Origin of the sequence: Paucibacter sp. PLA-PC-4, assembly GCF_026241155.1 — a bacterium.
Lineage (GTDB): Bacteria > Pseudomonadota > Gammaproteobacteria > Burkholderiales > Burkholderiaceae_C > Roseateles_E.
On sequence record NZ_JAPFGP010000020.1, the window covers coordinates 64512 to 83820 of the forward strand.

Below are 19309 nucleotides of genomic sequence, written 5' to 3' on the forward strand. Positions count from 1 at the left end.
CGACATCAAGCAAAGTGACAACTCGGCAACCCTCATCGAACCGACTGCAAGAGATCGACGCACTGCGCGGCATCGCCGCGCTGATGGTCGTGCTATTTCATTTCACGAGCAAGTTCGACGAGCTGTATGGACACGTCAGCGCACCCGCCTTTGCCCTGCCCTGGGGACATTACGGTGTCAATCTGTTCTTCATGATCAGTGGCTTTGTAATCTTCATGACTCTGGCGCGCACACGAGAGCCGGCGGACTTCATCGTCTCGCGCTTCAGTCGTCTCTATCCGGCCTACTGGTTCGCGGTCGGGCTGACGTTTGGCGTCACCGCGTGGTTGGGCCTACCAGGCAAGACGGTGGGCTGGGGCGACGCAATTCTGAATTTGCTGATGTTCCATAGTCTGTTCAAGGTGCCCAATGTCGACGGCGTCTACTGGACGCTGCTGGTCGAACTGCTGTTCTATGCCTGGTCGCTCCTGGCTTTCCGACTCGGACTGCTGGCGCGTATCCATCTGCTGTTGGCCGCCGCGCTGGCCTTGCGTCTGGTCTATTTCGTCGCCGCGCAAGCCTTCGGCATCGACCTGCCTTGGACCCTGTCTCAGCTGCTGATACTGCCCTTTATTTCCTGGTTCGCTTGCGGCATCATGGTCTACCGGCTCAGCCACGACAGCAGCACGCGAGGCCTCGATTGGGCACTGGTCACCGCTGCCGTTCTGACCCTGGGCATCACGGAGTCGCCCTTCTTGGGCGCACTTGCTGCCGCGCTGACCGTCCTGCTCTATCTGGCCGCGAGCAGGCGCCTGCCTCTGCTGCGCATCGCCGTGCTGACCTGGCTGGGTGAGATCTCCTATACGCTGTACCTGGTGCACGAGAACATCGGCTGGGCCGTGTTGCTGAGACTAAAGGCCCACGGCTTTGATCCGAACGTCTCGATCGCGATCGTGATCGCCCTGTCGCTGTTGCTGGCATGGGCCATCACCCGCTGCGTCGAGAAACCCGCGATGGCACTTATCCGCAGCCGCTATCGCCAGCGGCAAACAGCCGCCGTGCCGACATGAGCCGCGGGCGGCTGCTCGCAACCTCGGTGATTGCAGGGCTCGGACTGGCGGCGGCCTGGCAAGTCAGCGGTCTGCACCTGGGCGACTCGGAGGAGCGTCGCCTGGCGCAACGTCTGCCCAATTTCGCACGGGCCGCTGCCCTGCCGTCATGCGCTGGTGCTGGGCAATCGGGGTTGCGCTTGCTGATCCTGGGCCAATCGAATGCCGGCAACCATGGTGCGCCCGCCAACAAGGACGACCACGCACTTCTGGACCTCTGGACCCCGCAAGGTTGTGTGCAGGCCACCGACCCCTTGCCCGGCGGTAGCGGCACGGGTGGCAGCATCTGGTCGCACCTGCCCGATGCGCTGCAGACGCTCGGTCGGCGGCATCGACTGAGCCTGGCCGTCATCGCAGTCGACGCAAGTAGTATTTCCGACTGGAGCGATGCCAAGGGTCCGCTGGGCCGGCATCTGCGGCAACGTCTGCAAGCGCTGAATGCGGCCGGCTGGCAGCCCGATCTGGTGCTGTGGCAGCAGGGCGAGGCCGACATGCGAAAAGGCACGGCTCAGGCCGAGTACAAGGAGGGTTTCGAGCGCCTGCGGCTAAGCCTGCGGGAGCAGGGCATTGCAGCGCCGATGCTGCTAGCGCGTTCGACCCTCTGCGCCGGTCGGCGCAGCGAGCAGGTGCGCGCAGCTATCGACGATCTGCAGCGCCGGCATACAGACCTGTTGGCCGGCCCCGATACAGATCAGCTCGACGCGGCAGCTGCCCGCTTCGGGGCCTGTCATTTCTCGCAGCCGGGGCTGACCCAGGCGGCCGGGCTCTGGGCTCGCGCCATTGACGATGCGCTGCGCGCCTTGAAAATTGGCGAGGCAGCCGCACGCCCAGCATCAACCCTGTGGTCCGCCACCGGCCAAGAGCCGACACTCAGACCCTAGCACCACGACCCTATGCACACGAGAGTGAAGAACCAGCCCATCCAGATCCTCCTGGGTCGCCCACAGTTTCGGGATCGCGACTTGGCCGCGCTGGCCAACAGTGCCGGAGCTGCAGAGGCCTGGCGCCAAGCCCTGAAGAACGGACCCGAAGCCGCGCTGCAGCAAGTGGAGGGCGACTTCGCGGTCGCGCTGAGCAACGCGGACGGCGACGTATTCCTGGCCACCGATAAGTTCGCGACGCACACGCTGTGCTACGCGCTGATCGACGGCCAGTTGCTGGTCAGCCCGGCCGCCAAGGACCTGGCCCAGCCCGGCGACGAAATCGATGTGCAGGCGATCTACCACTATTTGTACTTCCACTGCATTCCCTCGCCAAGTACTATCTTCAAGAGTGTCCTGCGCCTGCCGCCGGCCCATTACCTTTGGTTCAGCCAGGGCCGTATCAGTGTCAAGCCTTACTGGACGCCGCGCTTCGATGAGCAGGGGCCGGCCGATTTCGCGGCCCTGAAGCAGACGTTCCTCAGTCATCTGCAAGACGGCGTGCGGCGCCAGTTGGACGGCAGCAAGCCGGCCTGCTTCCTCAGCGGCGGCACGGATAGCTCCACCGTCGCCGGCATGATCGCGCGCGAGATCGGAGCAGGCGCGGACAGCTACTCGATCGGCTTCGATGCCGAGGGCTATGACGAGATGGCCTATGCGCGGCTCGCCGCTCGCCATTTCGGCACCCGTCACCACGAGTATTACGTGACGCCGGACGACCTGGTGCGCGGCATACCTGAGATGGCTGCGCATCTGGACCAGCCCTTCGGCAACTCTTCGGTGCTTCCGGCCTACTACTGTGCCAAGATGGCCAGGCAGGACGGCGTGAGCCGCTTGCTGGCTGGGGACGGCGGTGACGAGCTCTACGGTGGTAACTCACGCTATGCCAAGCAGCGCCTTTTCGATATGTACCAGCAGGTGCCTAGCCTGCTGCAGCGTGGCCTGCTGGAGCCGCTGCTGCTGAGGACGCTGCTTGGCAAGCTTCCACTGCTGCGCAAGGGCGCCAGCTATGTGGAGCAGGCTGCGACCCCAATGCCCGACCGACTACAGCTCTACAACCTGATCACCCGGGTTGGCCCGGCCCAGGTGCTGTCGCCCGAGATGCTCTCGCGCATCGATCTGGCCGCGCCGCTGCGACACCAGCAGGCGACCTGGCGCGAGCCCGGCGATTGCAGCCCACTCAACCGGGAACTGGCATTTGACTGGCGCTACACGCTAGCCGAGAGCGATCTGCCCAAGGTCAGAGCAGCGACCGCGCTGGGTGGCGTTTCGGTGGGCTTTCCGATGCTGGATGATGCGCTGCTGTCGCTATCCTTGCGCCTGCCGGTCGACTACAAGCTCAAGGGCCAGCAGCTGCGTTGGTTCTTCAAGGAGGCGCTGCGCGGCTTCCTGCCTGACGAGATCATCAGCAAACGCAAGCAGGGTTTCGGCCTGCCCTTCGGCGTCTGGACCACCCGTACGCCAGCGCTGCGAGCGCTGGCCGAGGATTCCCTGCATGGCTTGGCCGACCGCGGCATCGTGCGCTCCGACTACATCAAACAGCTGCTCGACCAGCAGCTGCCAGCCCATCCCGGCTACTACGGCGAAATGGTCTGGATCCTGATGATGCTGGAGCAATGGCTGCGCGCCCACCGACCCCACTGGACCGTCCGTTGACATGAGCAAGATCCCTGCCCCCACCGGTCCGGCCACGAGTTTGGCCGCGCTAACGCGTTGCAACTTCGGCACCTTTCGCGGCTATGTGCGCACCCTGCTTGGCGAGGTCGAATTCCTGCTGGGCCGGCTCGACGCTCATCTGCGCCCGGCTCGCCCCGAACAGGTCCAGCGTCTGGTCTTCGTCTGCCTGGGCAACATCAATCGCAGCGCCTTCGCCAATGCGGTCGCCGAGCGCCTGGGCCTACGCACCTGCTCGATAGGCCTGGCCACGACGACCGGCGCGCCCGCCTTCCACCTGGCCCAGCAGACGGCCAGGGAGTTCGGCTACTCGCTGGAGGCTCACAGCGCCACCGACCTCACCGACCACCATCGCCAGGACGGCGACTACTACCTCGTCATGGAAGTGCGGCACCTGCACCGCCTGATCAAGGCTGGCATACCGAAACATCGCATCGGCTTTCTCGGCCACTGGTCGCGACCGCATCGCATCCATCTGCACGATCCCCACACACTCAGTGAGGAGTACTTTCAGACCTGCTTTGCGCAACTGCACGCCGCCGTCCACTGCCTGAGCTCCCATCTGCGGCTCGCCGGCAGCCCGGCGGCCCTCGCGCAATGAAGGTCCATCTCAGCTTCGACGTCGAGATCTGGTGCGATGGCTGGGACGAGCTGGATCGCAAGTTCCCGGTTCAGTTCGAGCGCTATGTCTATGGACGGTCGGCGGCCGGTGATTTCGCGCTGCCGCATGCGCTCAATGTGCTGTCCAGGCATGGTCTGCAGGCAGTCTTCTTCGTCGAGCCCCTATTCGCCGGTCGTTTCGGCATCGAGCCTCTGCGCGAGATCGTCGCGCTGATCCAGGACGCCGGGCAAGAGGTTCAGCTGCACCTGCATCCGGAGTGGGCCGACGAGATTCGCCCCTTGCCTTTCGAGGGGGCGCGTGTAAAGCGACAGCACTTGTCGTACTACAGCCTGGACGAGCAGGTGGCTCTGTTGGGCCTAGGTCTGCGCCTGCTCGCCGAGGCCGGAGCTCACCCGATCAAGGCCTTCAGGGCTGGCAGTTTTGCCTGCAACGCCGACACCTTCAAGGCGCTGAGCCAGATCGGCCTGCACTACGACAGCAGCCTTAACCCGGACCACCCGGACTCGGGTCTGGACCTGCGTGCGCAACAGGACTTCTACCGCCCGAGCTGCATCGATGCGGTCGAGACCATTCCGATGACGGTCTTCCGCGACGGTCTGGGCAAGCCCCGGCCAGCCCAGGTCGGCGCCTGCAGCTTCGCCGAGATGCGAGCGGCGCTGGAATCGGCGCAGGCGCAGGGGCTCGAACACTTCATGATCCTGTCGCACAACTTCGAGACCCTGGTGCCCGGATCGACCAAGCCCGACCGCTTTGTCGTCGCGCGTTTCGAGCAGCTGTGCGCCTATCTCGCCGCGCACGCCGATGCTTACGACGTCTGCGGGTTCAACAGCCCGGGCTTCGGTATCCGCCTCGGCGGCCCGCCAGCCGCCATCCGCGCGCCCTTGCTGGCCAGTGCGCGACGCCATCTCGAGCAACTCGCTCGGCGCCTCTTGTGAAGCCCACCGTCGAATCGATGCGATGAACAAGCCCTTCTCGATCTATCTGGACCTGGTGCGCTTCAGTGCGGCCGTGCTGGTCTACATCTATCACTCGAACCAGCGCTTTCTGTCGACCGAGTTGCTGCCGGCCAGCCACTTTGGCCACAGCTCGGTGATCGTGTTCTTTGTGCTGTCGGGCTTCATCATCTCCTACATCACCGACACCAAGGAGAACGACTGGAGAGTCTTCATGGCCAGCCGCTTCTCGCGTGTGTTCTCGGTTGTCGTGCCGGCCATCCTGGTCACGCTGTGCGCCGACACGATCGGCCGCCAGCTCTACCCGGCCATCTACAGCGGCTATCCCTTCGACCAGTTCGGCCTGCGCCTGCTGGCCAGCAGCCTGCTGATGAACGAGACCTGGCTGATCTCGGTCACCTTCTTCTCCAACGTGCCCTACTGGTCGATTGGCTACGAATGGTGGTACTACATCGCCTTTGCGTGTCTGCACTTTCTGCGTGGCGGCTCGGCCTGGTTCGCGTTCGTCGCCATCTTTGTGCTGCTGGGGCCCAAGCTGGCGCTGCTGGCACCGATCTGGTGGCTGGGCGTGCTGCTGCATCGCTGGCGCTCGCTCGCCCAGCTGCCGGCGCCGGCAGCCCTGTTGGGCTTGCTTTCCAGCATCGCCGGCATCGTCGTCTTCCACTGGCTGGATGTCGAGGCGGCCTGCAGTGCGTGGCTCAGCGAGCAGCTGGGCGCTGAGCTGCACCGCAACCTGACCTTCTCCAAATTTTTCCTATCCGACTATCTGTTAGGCCCCCTTGTATTCTTAAATTTTGCCTGCATGAGGGTGCTAGCGGTTCACGCTGGCGGCTTCTTCCAGGCCATTGAACGTCCGACCCGCTTTCTCGCCCAGTACACCTTCACGCTATACCTGCTGCACCAACCGCTGTTCCTGTTCTGGGGTGCAGTGCTGCGTGGCAATCCGGACGCGCCCGCCTACTGGCTCAGCGTGACGCTACTGACGTTCGCGACGGTCGGCCTGGTCGGCCATTTCACCGAGAACAAACGCGGCCTGCTGCGCGACTGGGCGCTGGCCCTGCTGCGTCGCGGCCAAGCCACGCAGCGCCACTACACATGACCGATCTCTCATCGACCCGCTGCTATGTACTTGGCCTCGAAACGCAGATCGGGCTCAGCCTGGTGCGTGAGCTTGGGGCCGCTGGCGTCACTGTCATCGGCATCGCTCAGGACGAGACCGCGCTGGGGCTGCGCTCGCGCTACCTGAGCCATGCCGCACTCTTGCATTCGCCGCGCACCCCGCAGGGTCTGGCGGAACTTCGCGCCATTGGCGAACGCTTCGGTCCCGGCACGTTGCTAGCCGTCTCAGAGGCCAATCTGCAATGGTTGATGGACGAAAGGGAAACGCTTGGCGTGCTCAGCCCGGTGCTGCCGGATGCCGGGGCCTTTGCCATCGTGCTCGACAAAACGCGCACGCTCGAGGCGGCCCGGGCGGTCGGTATCGACGTGCCCGAGACGGCCAGCCCGGCGAGCTGGGCCGAGGTCGAGCAGTTGGCGGTCGGCTGCCGTTTTCCGGTCGTATTGAAATGGGCCGATCCGGCCAAGGTGGCGGGCCGCCTGACCGAGCTGGGCCTAACACTGGAGAAGGCCGAACATGTCTACTCGGCCGAGCAGTTGATCGCCGCCTGTGCACGCTACCGGCCGCTGGGACAGTGGCCGGTGGTGCAGGAGTACTGCTCAGGCACCGGGCTGGGCCAGTTCTTCTTCATGCATCGCGGCCAGGCAGTGCGGCGCTTTCAGCACCTGCGCATTGCTGAGTGGCCGCCCGAGGGCGGCTTCTCCAGCGTCTGCGATGCGGTGCCTCTGGATATGCATCGGGAGTTGCAAGAGCGCTCGATCGCGCTGCTGCAGCGTATTGGCTGGCATGGGGTGGCCATGGTGGAGTATCGCCACGACGGCGTGACGGGGCGCTCGGTGCTGATGGAGATTAACGGCCGCTTCTGGGGCAGTTACCCGCTTGCCCTGCGTGCCGGGGCCGGTTTCGCCCTGATCAGTCACTCGGTGCAGGCGGGTGCCGGTGTGCCAACACTACCTGCGCCTGCTTCACGGATGCGGGCTCGCATGGTGGCGACCGAGCTCAAGCGTCTGCTGCGCATCCTGCTGCAGCCGCAGAAGATCATCGACCGGCAGTTTCGGCGGCGCCCCATCCAGGAGCTGAGCCGCTTCGTCGCGGACTACTTCCGCCCTGCGGTGTGCTACTACGTCTGGAGCTGGCGCGACCCCCTGCCCTTCTTGCAGGACATACGCAATCTGCTGCGGCGTCACTGATCCCGAGAAGCCTTGAAGACCGCCGGGCCGATGTAGCGGCGGGCGACGACCACATTGTCGATGTAGAGGGTCAGGTCATGCGGGGCCGGCGCGACGCCGCCATGGTAGACATCCAGCCAGACCTCTTCGATGGCAAGCTTGTCGGTGTCACGAAAGCGCAAACCACTCTGCTCCAGCACCTGGCTGCCATCCACCCAGGCGCGCACGATACCGTTGCGCTGCCCCGGGTCATTGAGCTTGACGTACTGCTCGACACAGTACCAGCGCTCGTTGCTGAGCACCCCGGACAGTCCTTCGCCCCAGCCGTAGATGGCGCCGGAGTTGTCGCTCTGGTCGACATGGTAGGCATAGGACACCAGCCCGGTCAGCCGAGCCACTGAGGGATCGTCGCCGGGCCGGCGCGCGAAGCCGCCGCGTACAGACCAGCCGTTGAACCCGTCGGGCTTACGCATGCCCCAGCCGGCCTTGCCATAAGTGCCGGCGATGCCAGGCAGCTTGCCGCCGTCGCCACTGGGGTTCCAGTCTCTGGCGAAGCGCAGGTAGTAGCGGAAGTAGAGTTCCTGCGGCTCCGCCTGACCGTGGCGTGCAAAACGGTAGCGCAGATCAAGGCCAAGGTTCTTGCCGCGGCGCATCGTCACCTTCAGCGCCCGCCCGGCGAAGGGGATGAAGCCACCCGCCTTGTCCGAATCGATGCTCTCGGCATCGCCGCGCAAGGCCAGCTCGCCGAAGCGTGCCATCCAGGCCGTCTCCTCGAAGCCGGCGGTGAACAGGACATCGGGATGGCCCTCCAGCCCCCGATCGCCCGGTGCTGTGGCCGCCAAGCCTTGCCGGGGTTCATGGACCTCAGTGTAGGCGGGCCTCAGCGCAAAGCTGCCAATGGTCTGGACCGCGGCCCCGTACTGTTTGTCGCTGCTCAGTAAGAGTGCGGCCGATTCGACCTCGGCCAGGTTCTTGGGCAGCTCGAAGCGCAGCAGCACACTGCGTTCGCCACCCGTCTTGAGATCGGCGCGCCGCCCCAGGCTGCTCAGCGAGCTACAGTCAAGGAAGGTGTCGGCGGCCGGCGCCAGGCGCAGACGACGGCCGTCCCTGAGCGTCAACTTCAGCAGCGGCCGAGCGGTGATATCGCTTGACTCGCGGCTGTGGAAATCGATCACATCGCTGCCGGCGGACTTGCCGACCGCGCGCAGGACAACGATATGCGGTAGATGCGGCTGCGCCTGCCAGGCCCGCAACAGCGGACTCAGGTCCATCTCGACAAAGGGACGCCCTTGGCCACGCGCCACAACCATGGTCGAGAATGGACGCGGGCCGCGCATCTGCCCTTGGGCATCGACCCAGTCGCCGCCGCGCTGGCGCCAGCCCATTGGTCCCATACCGAGATAGTGAGCGCAGGTCGGGCCGACCGACGCATCGCCGAGCTCGAAACCCTCCGGCATAGCGCGCGCACTCAACGCCGATGCCAGGCCGATTAGCAAGGCCAGGCATCGCGCCGCGACCCAGCGAAATGAGCCAGCCATTCTCAGCCCTGCCACAGGTTACCGAGCAGACGGGCACGCCAGCGCAGGCGCGTGCGGTCCCACGGCGAGAAGCGCGGCAGCTGATGGCGATCGCTGCGGCCAGAGGCAGCTCCCCAGGCGGTGCTGACGGCCGTCTCGAAACCCAGCTCTTTGACGATGTCCACGCTCTCGGGCGAGTAGTCGCGACCCGGCTTGCCATTGGGGTAGGCAAATAGCGACACCGGCTCGCGCAACACGTCCTCGAGATAGCGCTTGCTGTCGCCGATCTCTCGGCGGGCTTGGGGCCTGTCCAGCGTCGCCAGTATCGGATGCGAGCAGGTATGGGCTCCGACCTGCATGCCGGCCTGGCGCAGCTCGCGGACTTGGCTGTCGTCCATCATCAGGCGTAGCGACGCGGGCACACCTACCCTACGCTCGAGTTCGACCGCCAGCGCGAGGCGCTCGTCGATATCTCGGTACTTGATTGCGGCAAGGATGGCCTCGATTGCCTCGCGACGGCTGTCCGGTCCGGCCAGCGCAAAGTTGGCGCCGACCTGACCCAGCAGCTCGCGGCAGTCAAGCAATCCATTCGGAGCGCGCCGCAGGGCCTCGATCACGCGGTCATTCCACATGCGTCCGCTGCCCAAGAAGCTGGTGGCAATAAAGAAGGTGGCACTCAGCCCATACTTTTGCAGAATGGGCAGGGCTACTGAGCGGTTGTCCTCGTAACCATCGTCGAAGGTGATCGCACAGGCGCGTGCCGGCAGGCTGCCGCTGGCCAATCGAGCGGCGGCCTCGTCCAGCGGCAGCACCTCGGCCCAGCCTTTTAGCCAGGAGCAGATCTCATCGAAGCGCGGCGCGTCGACCTCCCCCGGAAAGATCGGATCCTGTGCCGGCAACACCCGGTGAAAGATCAGTATGGACAGCCGTGCCCGCGCGCCCGGCGGGGACAGCATCGTGAACGCGGTTTTCATTACCAAGGCTGGGCCCTCTTCATCGCTGCAGTGCGGATCTGGCTGACCGGTGCGCCGGCGCCAAAAGCGCCCTGCTTGTCGGTCTGCCAGCGCTTGGCCTTCATCCAAACATAGCTCGTCGACAAGATCACCAGGATGTTGTAAGGCAAATCGAAATAGGCCAGGCTCAAGAAGGCGCCACCGACCGCATAGCCAACGATAGAGACCTGACACATGCCGGCCAGATGGTAAAGCCAGCTGAGTTCCGGCTCATTTTTGGCCTCCTTGCGGATCGCCGAGGCCATGCGCCAGAGCACGATCCACAGCAGCAGGAATAGCACCAGTCCGCCCCAGCCATGCTCGCCCAGCACCGAGAAGTAAATGCTGTGGGCCACCAGAACGATGTCCGGATTGGGTGCATAGATGCTGTACAGCCACGGTGTCGATGTCGCGAAGCCGGCGCCGAGCGGGCGGTCATTGGCCAGATGGAAGGCAAACCACCAGGCGTTGATGCGGCCCATCGCCGAGCCGTCCTCCTCATAGGTCTGGATGGTCTGCATGCGCTCCCACCAGGACTCCGGCATCATGCTCAGCAAGAGCAAGCCGGCCACCAGCAGCACGGCGGCCATCGCGAACTTCTTGTCCGAGCGGGTCCAAAGCACCAGTCCCATCGCCGAGATGGCCAGCAAGGCACCGCGCGACTGGCTACCAAGCGCCGAGATAGCGCACAGGCCGATCAGCACCAGCAGGCCGAGCCGCAGGCGCTTATCGGTAGCCACCATACGCAGATAGTTGATCAGCGGGATCGTCATCACGAGGGCCAGCGCCAACTCGTTGTTGCCCTCGATGAAGCCGCCTGGCGGGCCCCAGACCCGCTCAGCGCCGCCGCTGCGTATCGTGAACAGCCCTCCCTTGAAGCCGTAGAAACCGACCGACATCGCATTGACCCAGATGAACAGCTCGATGTGCTTGCGCTCGCGCAGCGCGGCGGCAGCGATCAAAGTCATCAGCTGAATCTTCAGCACCTTCTTCAGATAGTCCAGCGAGGGGTCGAAGTGCACCGAGAAAGCCGTGGTCAGGCACATCCAGGCGATGAACACGCACAGCACCTTGATCGGGGGTGTGAAGTCCAGCTTCAGCTTGTCGCGGTTCACCATCACCGAGACCAGGGTGGCGATCGCGGCCATCGCGGCAAAAGGCATCGTGTGGGCAAAGCCGAAGGCCAGCTTGTGCGGGTTCATGATGCTGACCCAGGTCCACAGCAGCACGCCGGCCCAGGTGTGTCGGAAGGCATAGGGCAGGATGGCCAGGAAGATGCCTACCAGGGCGAGGTCACGCATGGGCGGCTCCCTTGGCCAGCTCGTCCGGTTTGACCCGGCTGAGCACATAGCGGAACTTGCCAGACGCCTCGGCCGGAATCTCGTCCACGCAATCGACCCGCACCCGTACTTCAGCACCGAGGCGACGCTGGAAGGCCTGCTGGATCTGCGCGATCAGACCCTGGTCAAAGCCGGCGCCGGGCACCACCTGCACCACGGTCTCGTCCAGGGTCAACTGCTCGATTCGAAAGCGCTGCACGGTCGGCAGATCGCGCAACACATAAATCAGCGCCAAGCCATGCATCACAGTGCCATCTTTGGCATAGACGAAGTCCGTCGTGCGGCCTTGCACTTCCTCCAGGACCGGCAGGCCACGACCGCAGGCACAGGCCTGTTGGCCCAGGCGGCCGACGTCGCCGGTACGGTAGCGGATGAACGGGAAGTCCGCCGTTGCCATATGGGTGACGACGATCTCGCCGAGCTCACCGGAGTCGGCCGGCGTGCCATCGGCGCGGACGATCTCGACGACGATGTCCTCGGCGCTGATATGAAGATTGCCACTGGGGCACTGATGGGCGATGAAGCCCGCGTCGCGGGCACCGTAGCCATTGGCCACCGGGCAGGCGAAAGCCCGCTCCAAGGTCTGGCGCTGATCATCATAGAGGCGCTCGGAGGTCACGAATACGACCTTGATGCCCAATCCGTCGAGTGCGATGCCGCGCTTGTCGGCATGGGCGGCGATCAGGGACAGGCTGGACGGATAGCCGAACAGCATCGCCGGTCGCTTGCTCACGATCTCGGCGACAAATCGGTCCAGATTGCCCTCGGACATCTCGAAGGCGGGAAGCAGGCTGCTGCGCATCACCGCGTCGCGCAACTGCCGCACCCGGTCCTGGGCGCCGAGCTCGACCGGGCTGCCCCAGACCACCAGCTCGGGGTCGCCGATGTCCACTCCCCACCAGCGGGTAGCCCGCCACTTGGCTGCGACATCATGGCTTTTGCGAGCCTTGCCCATGAAGAAGATCAGAGGCTCGCCGGAAGAGCCCCCGGTGTTGTAGCGGGTCAGCGGCCCATGGCCCTCGGCCTTCAGCGCTTCGGTATGGCGGCGTATCAGAGTCTTGTCCAGCAGCGGCAGGCGGGCCAGCTCGGCCACCGAGCTCAGGCCCTGCGGATCGAATCCGTGGGCCTCAAACAGCGCGCGGTAGTAGGGAACACGGCCACCGACCTCGCTCAGAAAAGTACGCAGCCGGCTCAGTTGCTCGTCCGCGAGCGCGCCCGGGCTCAGCCACTGGCTGCGCTCCAGGCGTTTTCGTACGGCGACGCTGGCATGGCCCTTCACCGCCTCATGCAGAGGGAACAGCAGGTGCGAGCACATGGCGGTGTAGAGGCTACTCAAGATATCGTTTCTCGCGAATTGATGGCGCGCCGGTAAGCATCCAGCCACAGCGGTCGGACCTGCGGCCACGCGTAGCGCTGCGCCTGCAGCAGGGCAGCCGAGCGCAGCCGCTGCGCCAGCTCGCGATCAGCCAGCAGGCGCAGCACGCTGTCGGCCATGCGACGATGGTCGCCGATGGGGACCAGTAGGCCGGTCTGGCCGTCCTCTAGCAGATCGGGAATACCACCGGCGCTGGTGCTGACCATCGGAACACCGCTGGCAAAGGCCTCCAGTATCGAGATCGGCATATTGTCGACGGTACTCGCATTCAGGGCGCAATCGGCCTGCGCATACCAGTGCGGCATCCCGGCATTGTCAACACGGCCGACAAACTCAACCGCACCACCCAGCCCCAAATGAGCCGCCAGCCCCAGCAGTTCCTCGCGCTGCGGCCCTTCGCCGGCAACCACCAGGGTGGCGAGCGGGTAGTGCTCGCGCACCAGGGCGAAGGCACGGATCGCGGTGGCGTTGTCGTAGATGGCCTCCAGATTGCGCGCTACCAGAAGGCGCGGCGCCGGGCCGACATCACGCAGCGGCCGCGCCTCGAAGCGAGACAGGTCGACGATGTTCGGAATGATCTCGGCGCTCAGCCCATGCTTGGCAAAGACGCGCTGCAAAAATGCCGAAGGCGTCACCCGTAGCGTTGCCTGTCCCAACAGCCGACGCACATGGGCCGGTCCCTGGCTGAAAAACTCGTCCGCCAGACCGCCACGGTAGTTGATGATGAAAGGCACACCACGGCGACGCGCCATCCGGGCAACCGGCAGCACGAACAAATGCCAGGCCCAGCCGGAATTGGCCAGGATGTGCACGACCGCTGCCGCGCGCAGCTCACGGCGCGCCTGCAGGAGATAGGGCAGCAGTCGCACCAGGGCCCGCACGACTGGCAGCTTGCCGGCGAAGGCCGGTCGGTATGGCGCATTGGTGCGCAGCAGCCGCACCTCCAGGCCTTCGGCGCGCAGCAGGCGCAGCAGTTGCTCGCACTGGTTGGCCATGCCGCCGGCCGGCGGTGGCAGCGGCCCGACGATCAGGATGGGACCTGTCAGCGCGCCAGCGACCTGGGCCCGGACTCGTCCGCCGTCCCGTCTCCGCAGGCGCTGATGGCTCAGCAGCAACAGCGCCAGCGCCGCCGGCATCAGCCAAGCCAGCAGCAGCAGGCGCTGCTGCAACTGCCGCAGACGCACGATAGGCTCCGGCGGGCTGCCGCTGGCCGCGATCGCGAGCTGCGGCTGTAGGCCCAGGCCGATCGCTGCCAACTGCTCGGCATGCACCGAAACACGAGCCAGCGCCCCGACCAGCGGCTGTTGGTCATGGCTCGGCCCATTGTTGCCCAGCCACAGATACCACTGGCCGGCGCCGCGTTGGAAGTAGTCCCAGGCCTTGGCCTCGATGACAAAACCCGGCCGCGCCGGCGCATGCAGGGCATGCAGGCGCAAGCTGGGGTCGCGGCGCAACAGTGCGGCACGGAACTCCAGCGCAGCCAGCGGCGCCCCTTCATCACCGAGACTGAAGTAGTAGTTGTTGAAGACGTCCAGCAGTTGCCAGCGGCCGGCCTGGCGGTTCCAGATCTCGGCGAACACATGGCCATGGCCGCCATAGCCATCAAAGGAGAAGGCCCAGGAGCGGCTGAACAGGCCGGCAGCATGAGCCAGCGCCTCGAAGGTCTGGACGAAATCGGCGCAATAGCCGTCACCCTGCTCGACGATGCGGCGGTAGGTTGTCCGCAGATCCGACTGAATCGCCCCGCCATTGAGCTTAGGGCTGCTGCCCAGCAGATGCTGGCTGATCAGGCGAGCGCGTGCCCAGTCGTCGGGGGCGGTCGCCACGCCCAGCGATTCGACGAGCCTCACCATCTCGGGCGCCGGCGCAGCCTTCTCGCTCAGGAAGGCCGGAGGCACGGCCGCGGGCGTCCAGGGCTGCAGCGGGTCGAACTGCGTGTTCAGCAGCCAGGCATTGCGCAGACGCACCAGCTCGGTGGCGCTGCCCAAATAGGGCGCGATCAGGCCCAGGCCCACCAGCAAGGCCAGCAGACTCAGGCGCCGACACCAGCGCCAGCCCGACGCCGGCGGCCGCTGAGTCACCAGCTGAGCCCTTCCAGCCTGGCCTTGAAGGCGCCGGGATTGGGCACCCGCACCAGGTCCAGCACATAGTGCTGCGGACCGGCCAGTTCGGCCACGGCGCTGGCGATCTCGGCGCCGGACAGGCCCATGACCAGCAGTTCGGAGTCCTGCACCACCTCGGCCAGATCCGCCTTCAGCATCTCGCCGATATGCGGCAGATGCTTCTGCACGAAGCTGCGGTTGGCGCCCAGCAGACTGGCCAGATGGACCTCGGGGTCGTAGACAGACAGTTGCATGCCTTTGCCGATCAGTTGCTCGGCGAGGGTCACCAGCGGGCTCTCGCGCAGATCGTCGGTGCCGGTCTTGAAAGACAGGCCGATGAAGCCGACCTTACGCTTGCCCTGGGCCAGCAGCTTGTTGAGAGCCTGGTCCAGATGCTGGCGGTTGGAAGGCAGGATGCCGGCCAGCATCGGCAGTTCGAGGTCATGGGTCTTGGCTAGATAGGTGGTGGCGCGCAGGTCCTTGGGCAGGCAGGAGCCGCCGAAGGCAAAACCCGGGCGCAAGTAGGCGCGCGAGATGTTCAGCTGCGTGTCCTGGCAGACCAGATCCATCACCTCGAAGGGATCGACACCAAGCGCATCGCAAAGCCGGGCCGTCTCGTTGGCGAAGGTGATCTTCAGCGCATGGAAGTTGTTGCAGCTGTACTTCATCATCTCGGCCGAGCGCACCGAGGTCTTGATGAACTTGCACGGTAGATGGCCGAACAAAGCCTGCAGGCGCTCGATGGGGTAGTCGTGGTTGGCGCCAATGATGGTGAACGGCGGCTTGTCGTAGTCGCGGATCGAGCTGCCCTCGCGCAGGAACTCGGGCTGGAAGCACAGGTGGAAGTCGACACCATCACGCTTGCCCGAAACCCGCTCGATGATTGGACGCAGCACGTCCTCGACGGTGCCCGGCACCAGGGTCGAGCGGAACACCACCACGTGCGGCTCACTCTTCTCGGCGAGCGCCTGGCCAATCTGCTCGGCCAGGCGCAGCACCGCACCCTGGTCCTGGCTGCCATTGGGCGCCGAGGGCGTGCCGACGCAGATCAGCGAGATCTCGCTGGCCAGCACAGCTTGCTTCGCATCGACTGTGACGCTGACCTTGCCGCTGCTCGCCACATTGGCCATCAGCTCGACCATGCCCTCCTCCACCACCGGCGTCTTGCCGGCGCGGATCAGCTCCAGCTTGGCCTGTTCGATATCGACGCCGATCACCTCATGACCGTCGCGCGACAGACAGGCCAGCGACACCGCGCCAACATAGCCGAGCCCAAAAATACTGATCTTCATGCCACACCTGCCTCTTGCTTTGTATTGTGTTTCGTTCCGGATGGGTCGACGAGCCGGGCAATGATGCCATCGAGCCGCTGCATCGAACGCGGCCACGCATGGTGGCTGAGCATGCGCTCACGCCCGGCCCGGGCCAGCCGCTCGCGTTCCTGTGCATCGCCGGCCACACGCAGGATGGCCGCGACGATCTCTTGCGGCGTGTCTGCCACCAGCAAGTGGGCACCATCCTCGGCGTCCACGCCGCCGGCCGCGCAGCTGCTGGTGACCACAGGCACGCCCATCGCCATCGCCTCGAGAATCTTGTTCTGCGTGCCGCGCGCGATCGCCAGGGGCGCAACCATCACGGCCGACTGCCTCACATAGGGCCGCACATCGGGCACCGAGCCGGTCACCGTGACGCCCGGCAACTCGCCGAGCTGGCGCATCTGCGGCGAGGGATCGGCGCCGATGATCAGCAGCTTCATCGCCGGCCGCTGTGCGCGCAGCAGCGGCCAAACGTCGGCGCAAAAGCGTGCCATGCACTCCTGGTTCGGGTAGTAGTCCATGCGGCCGATGAAGCTGACGGTGTCGGCATCGTAGGGCTGCTCGCCGGGCGAGAAGAACTCGGCGTCAACCCCGTTCGGGAACCAATCCGTGGCCGCACCGGTGCCGTAGCCGTCCAGCGTCTCCCACTCGGCACGCGTGGTCGCGGTGCAGATATCGAAACGCCGCGCCAGGCGTTTCTCTGCCGCCAGCATCTTGTAGCCCTCGAGCCGGTAGCCCAGCGAGAGCGGAAACGGCTTGTAGTTCGCGTACTCCAACCATTTCTGCGAGTCCATATCGCCGAAATCCAGGATCTTAGGAATGTCCTGCACATGCTCGACATACTGTGCCACCGACGAACAGTGGACAAAGATCAGGTCCCAACGCCGGCTAGCCAGCAGCGTGTCGACGCGCGCGCGCAGCGCCGGCGAATAGAAGTAGCCCATCGACGAGGGCGTCGTTAGCGGCAGACGCACGATCATCCTCAGAAACTGCACCGGGTTGTGCACCCGCGCCATCTCGAAGGCCTCGCAGTGCGGCGCGATGCCCTGCCCTTCGACGCCCTCGTCCTCGGCCCGCACCAGTGAGCACACGGTCACCCGATGGCCGGCCGCGCTGAGGTGGCGGATCATGTTGAAGGGCCGGATCTTGCCGCCGCGCTTGGGCGGGAACGGAAAGCGGTGGCAGAGATAGAGAATGTTCATGCGAGATAGGACTTCAGTTCCAGGGCCACATCGGCCGGGTCGCGCCGGTCCAAATAGATACGGCTCCAGATCTCCAGATTCATCAGCGCCAGCAGTGAGTCGGTGCCGTCGATGCGGTTGGCTTCGTGGTCGGCTATCAGCGCGGCCACGACGCCGGGCACGAACAGGCCCCGAGCTCGTATGACCTCGGGGCTCAGCAGCCGGCGCAGCAGCGGCGCCAGCTCGCGCTTGAGCCAGGCGCCCATCGGCGTGCCGAAGCCGCGCTTCTTGCGATCCAGGATCTCGGGCGGCAGCATGCCGTCGAGCGCCTGCTTCAGCACATGCTTGAGGCGGCCGTTCTTGACCTTGATGGCCGCCGGCATCGAGGCCGCAAGCTCCAGCAACTCATGATCGAGCAGAGGCACGCGGCATTCCAGCGAGACCGCCATGCTCATCTTATCGGTCAGCAGCAGCAGATCGTCGGGCAGCTGGGTCTCGGCATCGACGGCCAGCATTCGGTTGAGCTCGTCGGCATGGCCGGCGGTCTCGAAGGCACGGGCCAGCGGGTCCTTACCCGCGCCTCCGTCCAGCAGCAGGCCGGCGATCAACTGCGGCTGCAGCACCTGCAGATAGCTTTGGTATCTGGCATCGGCGCCCATATCGGCCGAGGCGATGAAGCCCTTGGCCAGACGCAGCGTGTTCAGCAGGCCGGAATGGCGGTCGGCCGGCAACCGCGCGGCGGCGGCACCGATCAGTCCACGCATCCAGCCCGGCAGCGCCTGGTAGCGCTGCGCATAGTGGCCGCCCAGATAGCGGCGATAGCCCCCGAACAGCTCATCGCCGCCAACGCCGGACAAGATCACCTTGACGTCCTGGCGGGCGAATTGAGAGACCAGATAGGTGGTGATGAAGGCAGTGTCGGCCAGCGGCTCGTCCATATGCCAGAGCAGCTGCGGCAGCAGGCCGACGACATCGGGCTTGACCAGGATCTCCTTGTGCTGCGTGCCGAACAGCTGTGACACCTGGCGCGCATAGGGCAGCTCGTTGTAGAGCGCCTCGGCCTCGCCGCCCTCGAAGCCGATCGCATAGGTGCGGATCGGTTCGCTGGAATGCTGGGCCATATAGCCGACTACCGCGCTGGAATCGACGCCGCCGGACAGAAAGGCCCCGATCGGCACATCGCTGACCATCTGCATGCGCACCGAGCGGTCCAACTCGCTGCGCACCCGGTCGATCCACCCCCGCTCGTCCAGATCATGGCGCACGCCGGGCGCAAGCCGCCAGTAGCGCCACTCGCGCACTTGGCCACGCTCGACCGCCAGCAGCGTCGCCGGCGGCAGCTTGCGAATGCCCTTGAAGATACTGCCCGGCGCGGCCACATAACCGAGCTGCAAGTAGCTGGCCAGCACCGAGCGGTCGAGCTCGGCGCTGGCTCCTGGCAGGGCCAACAAGGCCTTGGCCTCGGTCGCAAAGGCCAGGCGCTGGCCGTCCTGCATCACATACAGCGGCTTGACACCGACCCGGTCGCGCCCGATCAGCAAGCGCTGGCGGCGCGCGTCCCAAAGCGCGAAGTCGAACATGCCGTTCAGACGATGGACGAAGTCGTCGCCTTCGGCATCGTAGAGATGCAGCAGCACCTCGCTGTCGGAGCCGGTCTTGAAATGAAAACCCTTGGCCTGCAGCTCGGCGCGCAGTTCGCGGTAGTTGTAGATCTCGCCATTGCAGACCAGCCAGAGGCTGCCATCCGCATTCGACAGCGGCTGGTGGCCGCCGGAGAGGTCGATGATGGAGAGCCGACGCATCGCGATGCCGCAAGGGCCATCGACATGCAGCCCCTCATCGTCGGGGCCACGGTGCTGGGTGACGCGCCCCATTGCCGACAGCTCGGCCGGATTGACGGGCGCTGCATCGAAACGGTAGATGCCGTGAATGCCACACATAGG

At 65.2% G+C, this 19309-nt stretch carries 15 protein-coding genes; 7 read left to right on the plus strand and 8 right to left on the minus strand.

From position 1 onward, the window contains the following. The first annotated feature begins 14 nt into the window (after nt 1-14). From OOZ63_RS24585 to OOZ63_RS24615, 7 genes are read left to right on the plus strand one after another with little or no spacing between them, the layout of a single operon-like run. The gene (locus OOZ63_RS24585) at nt 15-1049 is read left to right on the plus strand and encodes an acyltransferase family protein (protein WP_266008292.1); all 1035 of its coding nucleotides are present in this window, start codon (nt 15-17) and stop codon (nt 1047-1049) included. Next, nucleotides 1046-1969 carry a sialate O-acetylesterase gene (locus tag OOZ63_RS24590; protein WP_266008293.1) on the plus strand — a complete coding sequence of 308 codons (924 nt, stop codon included), beginning with the start codon at nt 1046-1048 and terminating at the stop codon, nt 1967-1969. The genes OOZ63_RS24585 and OOZ63_RS24590 overlap by 4 nt, the downstream gene beginning before the upstream one ends. Before the next feature lie 12 nt (nt 1970-1981). Beyond that, complete coding sequence (locus OOZ63_RS24595; RefSeq protein ID WP_266008295.1) at nt 1982-3664, plus strand: asparagine synthetase B family protein; 1683 nt, start codon at nt 1982-1984, stop codon at nt 3662-3664. 1 nt (nt 3665) lies between these two features. Next, entirely contained in the window at nt 3666-4283 is a 618-nt protein-coding gene (locus tag OOZ63_RS24600; protein WP_266008296.1) for a hypothetical protein, read from the plus strand. After that, nucleotides 4280-5239, plus strand: a complete 960-nt coding sequence (locus OOZ63_RS24605; RefSeq protein ID WP_266008297.1) for a hypothetical protein — start codon at nt 4280-4282, stop codon at nt 5237-5239. Before OOZ63_RS24600 ends, OOZ63_RS24605 begins: the two co-directional genes overlap by 4 nt. Nucleotides 5240-5261: 22 nt before the next feature. Next, nucleotides 5262-6356 carry an acyltransferase family protein gene (locus tag OOZ63_RS24610; protein ID WP_266008299.1) on the plus strand — a complete coding sequence of 365 codons (1095 nt, stop codon included), beginning with the start codon at nt 5262-5264 and terminating at the stop codon, nt 6354-6356. Beyond that, nucleotides 6353-7564, plus strand: coding sequence for a hypothetical protein (locus OOZ63_RS24615; RefSeq protein ID WP_266008300.1), 1212 nt, complete (start codon nt 6353-6355; stop codon nt 7562-7564). The genes OOZ63_RS24610 and OOZ63_RS24615 overlap by 4 nt, the downstream gene beginning before the upstream one ends. Here OOZ63_RS24615 and OOZ63_RS24620 read toward each other — a convergent pair. From OOZ63_RS24620 to asnB, 8 genes are read right to left on the minus strand one after another with little or no spacing between them, the layout of a single operon-like run. Continuing rightward, nucleotides 7558-9081: a polysaccharide lyase gene (locus tag OOZ63_RS24620; protein WP_266008302.1), complete on the minus strand. Its 1524-nt coding sequence runs from the start codon at nt 9079-9081 to the stop codon at nt 7558-7560. The two genes, OOZ63_RS24615 and OOZ63_RS24620, sit on opposite strands and share 7 nt — an antisense overlap. A gap of 2 nt (nt 9082-9083) precedes the next feature. Further along, nucleotides 9084-10034, minus strand: a complete 951-nt coding sequence (locus OOZ63_RS24625) for a polysaccharide deacetylase family protein (RefSeq protein ID WP_266008320.1) — start codon at nt 10032-10034, stop codon at nt 9084-9086. Then, nucleotides 10034-11353, minus strand: coding sequence for a putative O-glycosylation ligase, exosortase A system-associated (locus OOZ63_RS24630; RefSeq protein ID WP_266008303.1), 1320 nt, complete (start codon nt 11351-11353; stop codon nt 10034-10036). The genes OOZ63_RS24625 and OOZ63_RS24630 overlap by 1 nt, the downstream gene beginning before the upstream one ends. After that, entirely contained in the window at nt 11346-12728 is a 1383-nt protein-coding gene (locus OOZ63_RS24635) for a phenylacetate--CoA ligase family protein (protein WP_266008305.1), read from the minus strand. Before OOZ63_RS24635 ends, OOZ63_RS24630 begins: the two co-directional genes overlap by 8 nt. Beyond that, nucleotides 12725-14848: a glycosyltransferase family 4 protein gene (locus OOZ63_RS24640; RefSeq protein ID WP_266008306.1), complete on the minus strand. Its 2124-nt coding sequence runs from the start codon at nt 14846-14848 to the stop codon at nt 12725-12727. Before OOZ63_RS24640 ends, OOZ63_RS24635 begins: the two co-directional genes overlap by 4 nt. Further along, the gene (locus tag OOZ63_RS24645; RefSeq protein ID WP_137940684.1) at nt 14845-16161 is read right to left on the minus strand and encodes a nucleotide sugar dehydrogenase; all 1317 of its coding nucleotides are present in this window, start codon (nt 16159-16161) and stop codon (nt 14845-14847) included. The genes OOZ63_RS24640 and OOZ63_RS24645 overlap by 4 nt, the downstream gene beginning before the upstream one ends. Further along, entirely contained in the window at nt 16158-17387 is a 1230-nt protein-coding gene (locus OOZ63_RS24650; RefSeq protein ID WP_266008307.1) for a TIGR03087 family PEP-CTERM/XrtA system glycosyltransferase, read from the minus strand. The genes OOZ63_RS24645 and OOZ63_RS24650 overlap by 4 nt, the downstream gene beginning before the upstream one ends. Further along, nucleotides 17384-19306, minus strand: coding sequence for an asparagine synthase (glutamine-hydrolyzing) (asnB, locus tag OOZ63_RS24655; protein WP_266008308.1), 1923 nt, complete (start codon nt 19304-19306; stop codon nt 17384-17386). Before asnB ends, OOZ63_RS24650 begins: the two co-directional genes overlap by 4 nt. Between the last annotated feature and the right edge of the window lie 3 nt (nt 19307-19309).

Bases quoted from the DNA above. Each gene is read 5' to 3' on its own strand.
- OOZ63_RS24645 (WP_137940684.1), bottom strand. From the start codon at position 16,161: ATGAAGATCAGTATTTTTGGGCTCGGCTATGTTGGCGCGGTGTCGCTG.
- OOZ63_RS24650 (WP_266008307.1), bottom strand. From the start codon at position 17,387: ATGAACATTCTCTATCTCTGCCACCGCTTTCCGTTCCCGCCCAAGCGC.
- OOZ63_RS24600 (WP_266008296.1), top strand. From the start codon at position 3,666: ATGAGCAAGATCCCTGCCCCCACCGGTCCGGCCACGAGTTTGGCCGCG.
- asnB (WP_266008308.1), bottom strand. From the start codon at position 19,306: ATGTGTGGCATTCACGGCATCTACCGTTTCGATGCAGCGCCCGTCAAT.
- OOZ63_RS24630 (WP_266008303.1), bottom strand. From the start codon at position 11,353: ATGCGTGACCTCGCCCTGGTAGGCATCTTCCTGGCCATCCTGCCCTAT.
- OOZ63_RS24595 (WP_266008295.1), top strand. From the start codon at position 1,982: ATGCACACGAGAGTGAAGAACCAGCCCATCCAGATCCTCCTGGGTCGC.
- OOZ63_RS24605 (WP_266008297.1), top strand. From the start codon at position 4,280: ATGAAGGTCCATCTCAGCTTCGACGTCGAGATCTGGTGCGATGGCTGG.
- OOZ63_RS24620 (WP_266008302.1), bottom strand. From the start codon at position 9,081: ATGGCTGGCTCATTTCGCTGGGTCGCGGCGCGATGCCTGGCCTTGCTA.
- OOZ63_RS24590 (WP_266008293.1), top strand. From the start codon at position 1,046: ATGAGCCGCGGGCGGCTGCTCGCAACCTCGGTGATTGCAGGGCTCGGA.
- OOZ63_RS24610 (WP_266008299.1), top strand. From the start codon at position 5,262: ATGAACAAGCCCTTCTCGATCTATCTGGACCTGGTGCGCTTCAGTGCG.
- OOZ63_RS24625 (WP_266008320.1), bottom strand. From the start codon at position 10,034: ATGAAAACCGCGTTCACGATGCTGTCCCCGCCGGGCGCGCGGGCACGG.
- OOZ63_RS24615 (WP_266008300.1), top strand. From the start codon at position 6,353: ATGACCGATCTCTCATCGACCCGCTGCTATGTACTTGGCCTCGAAACG.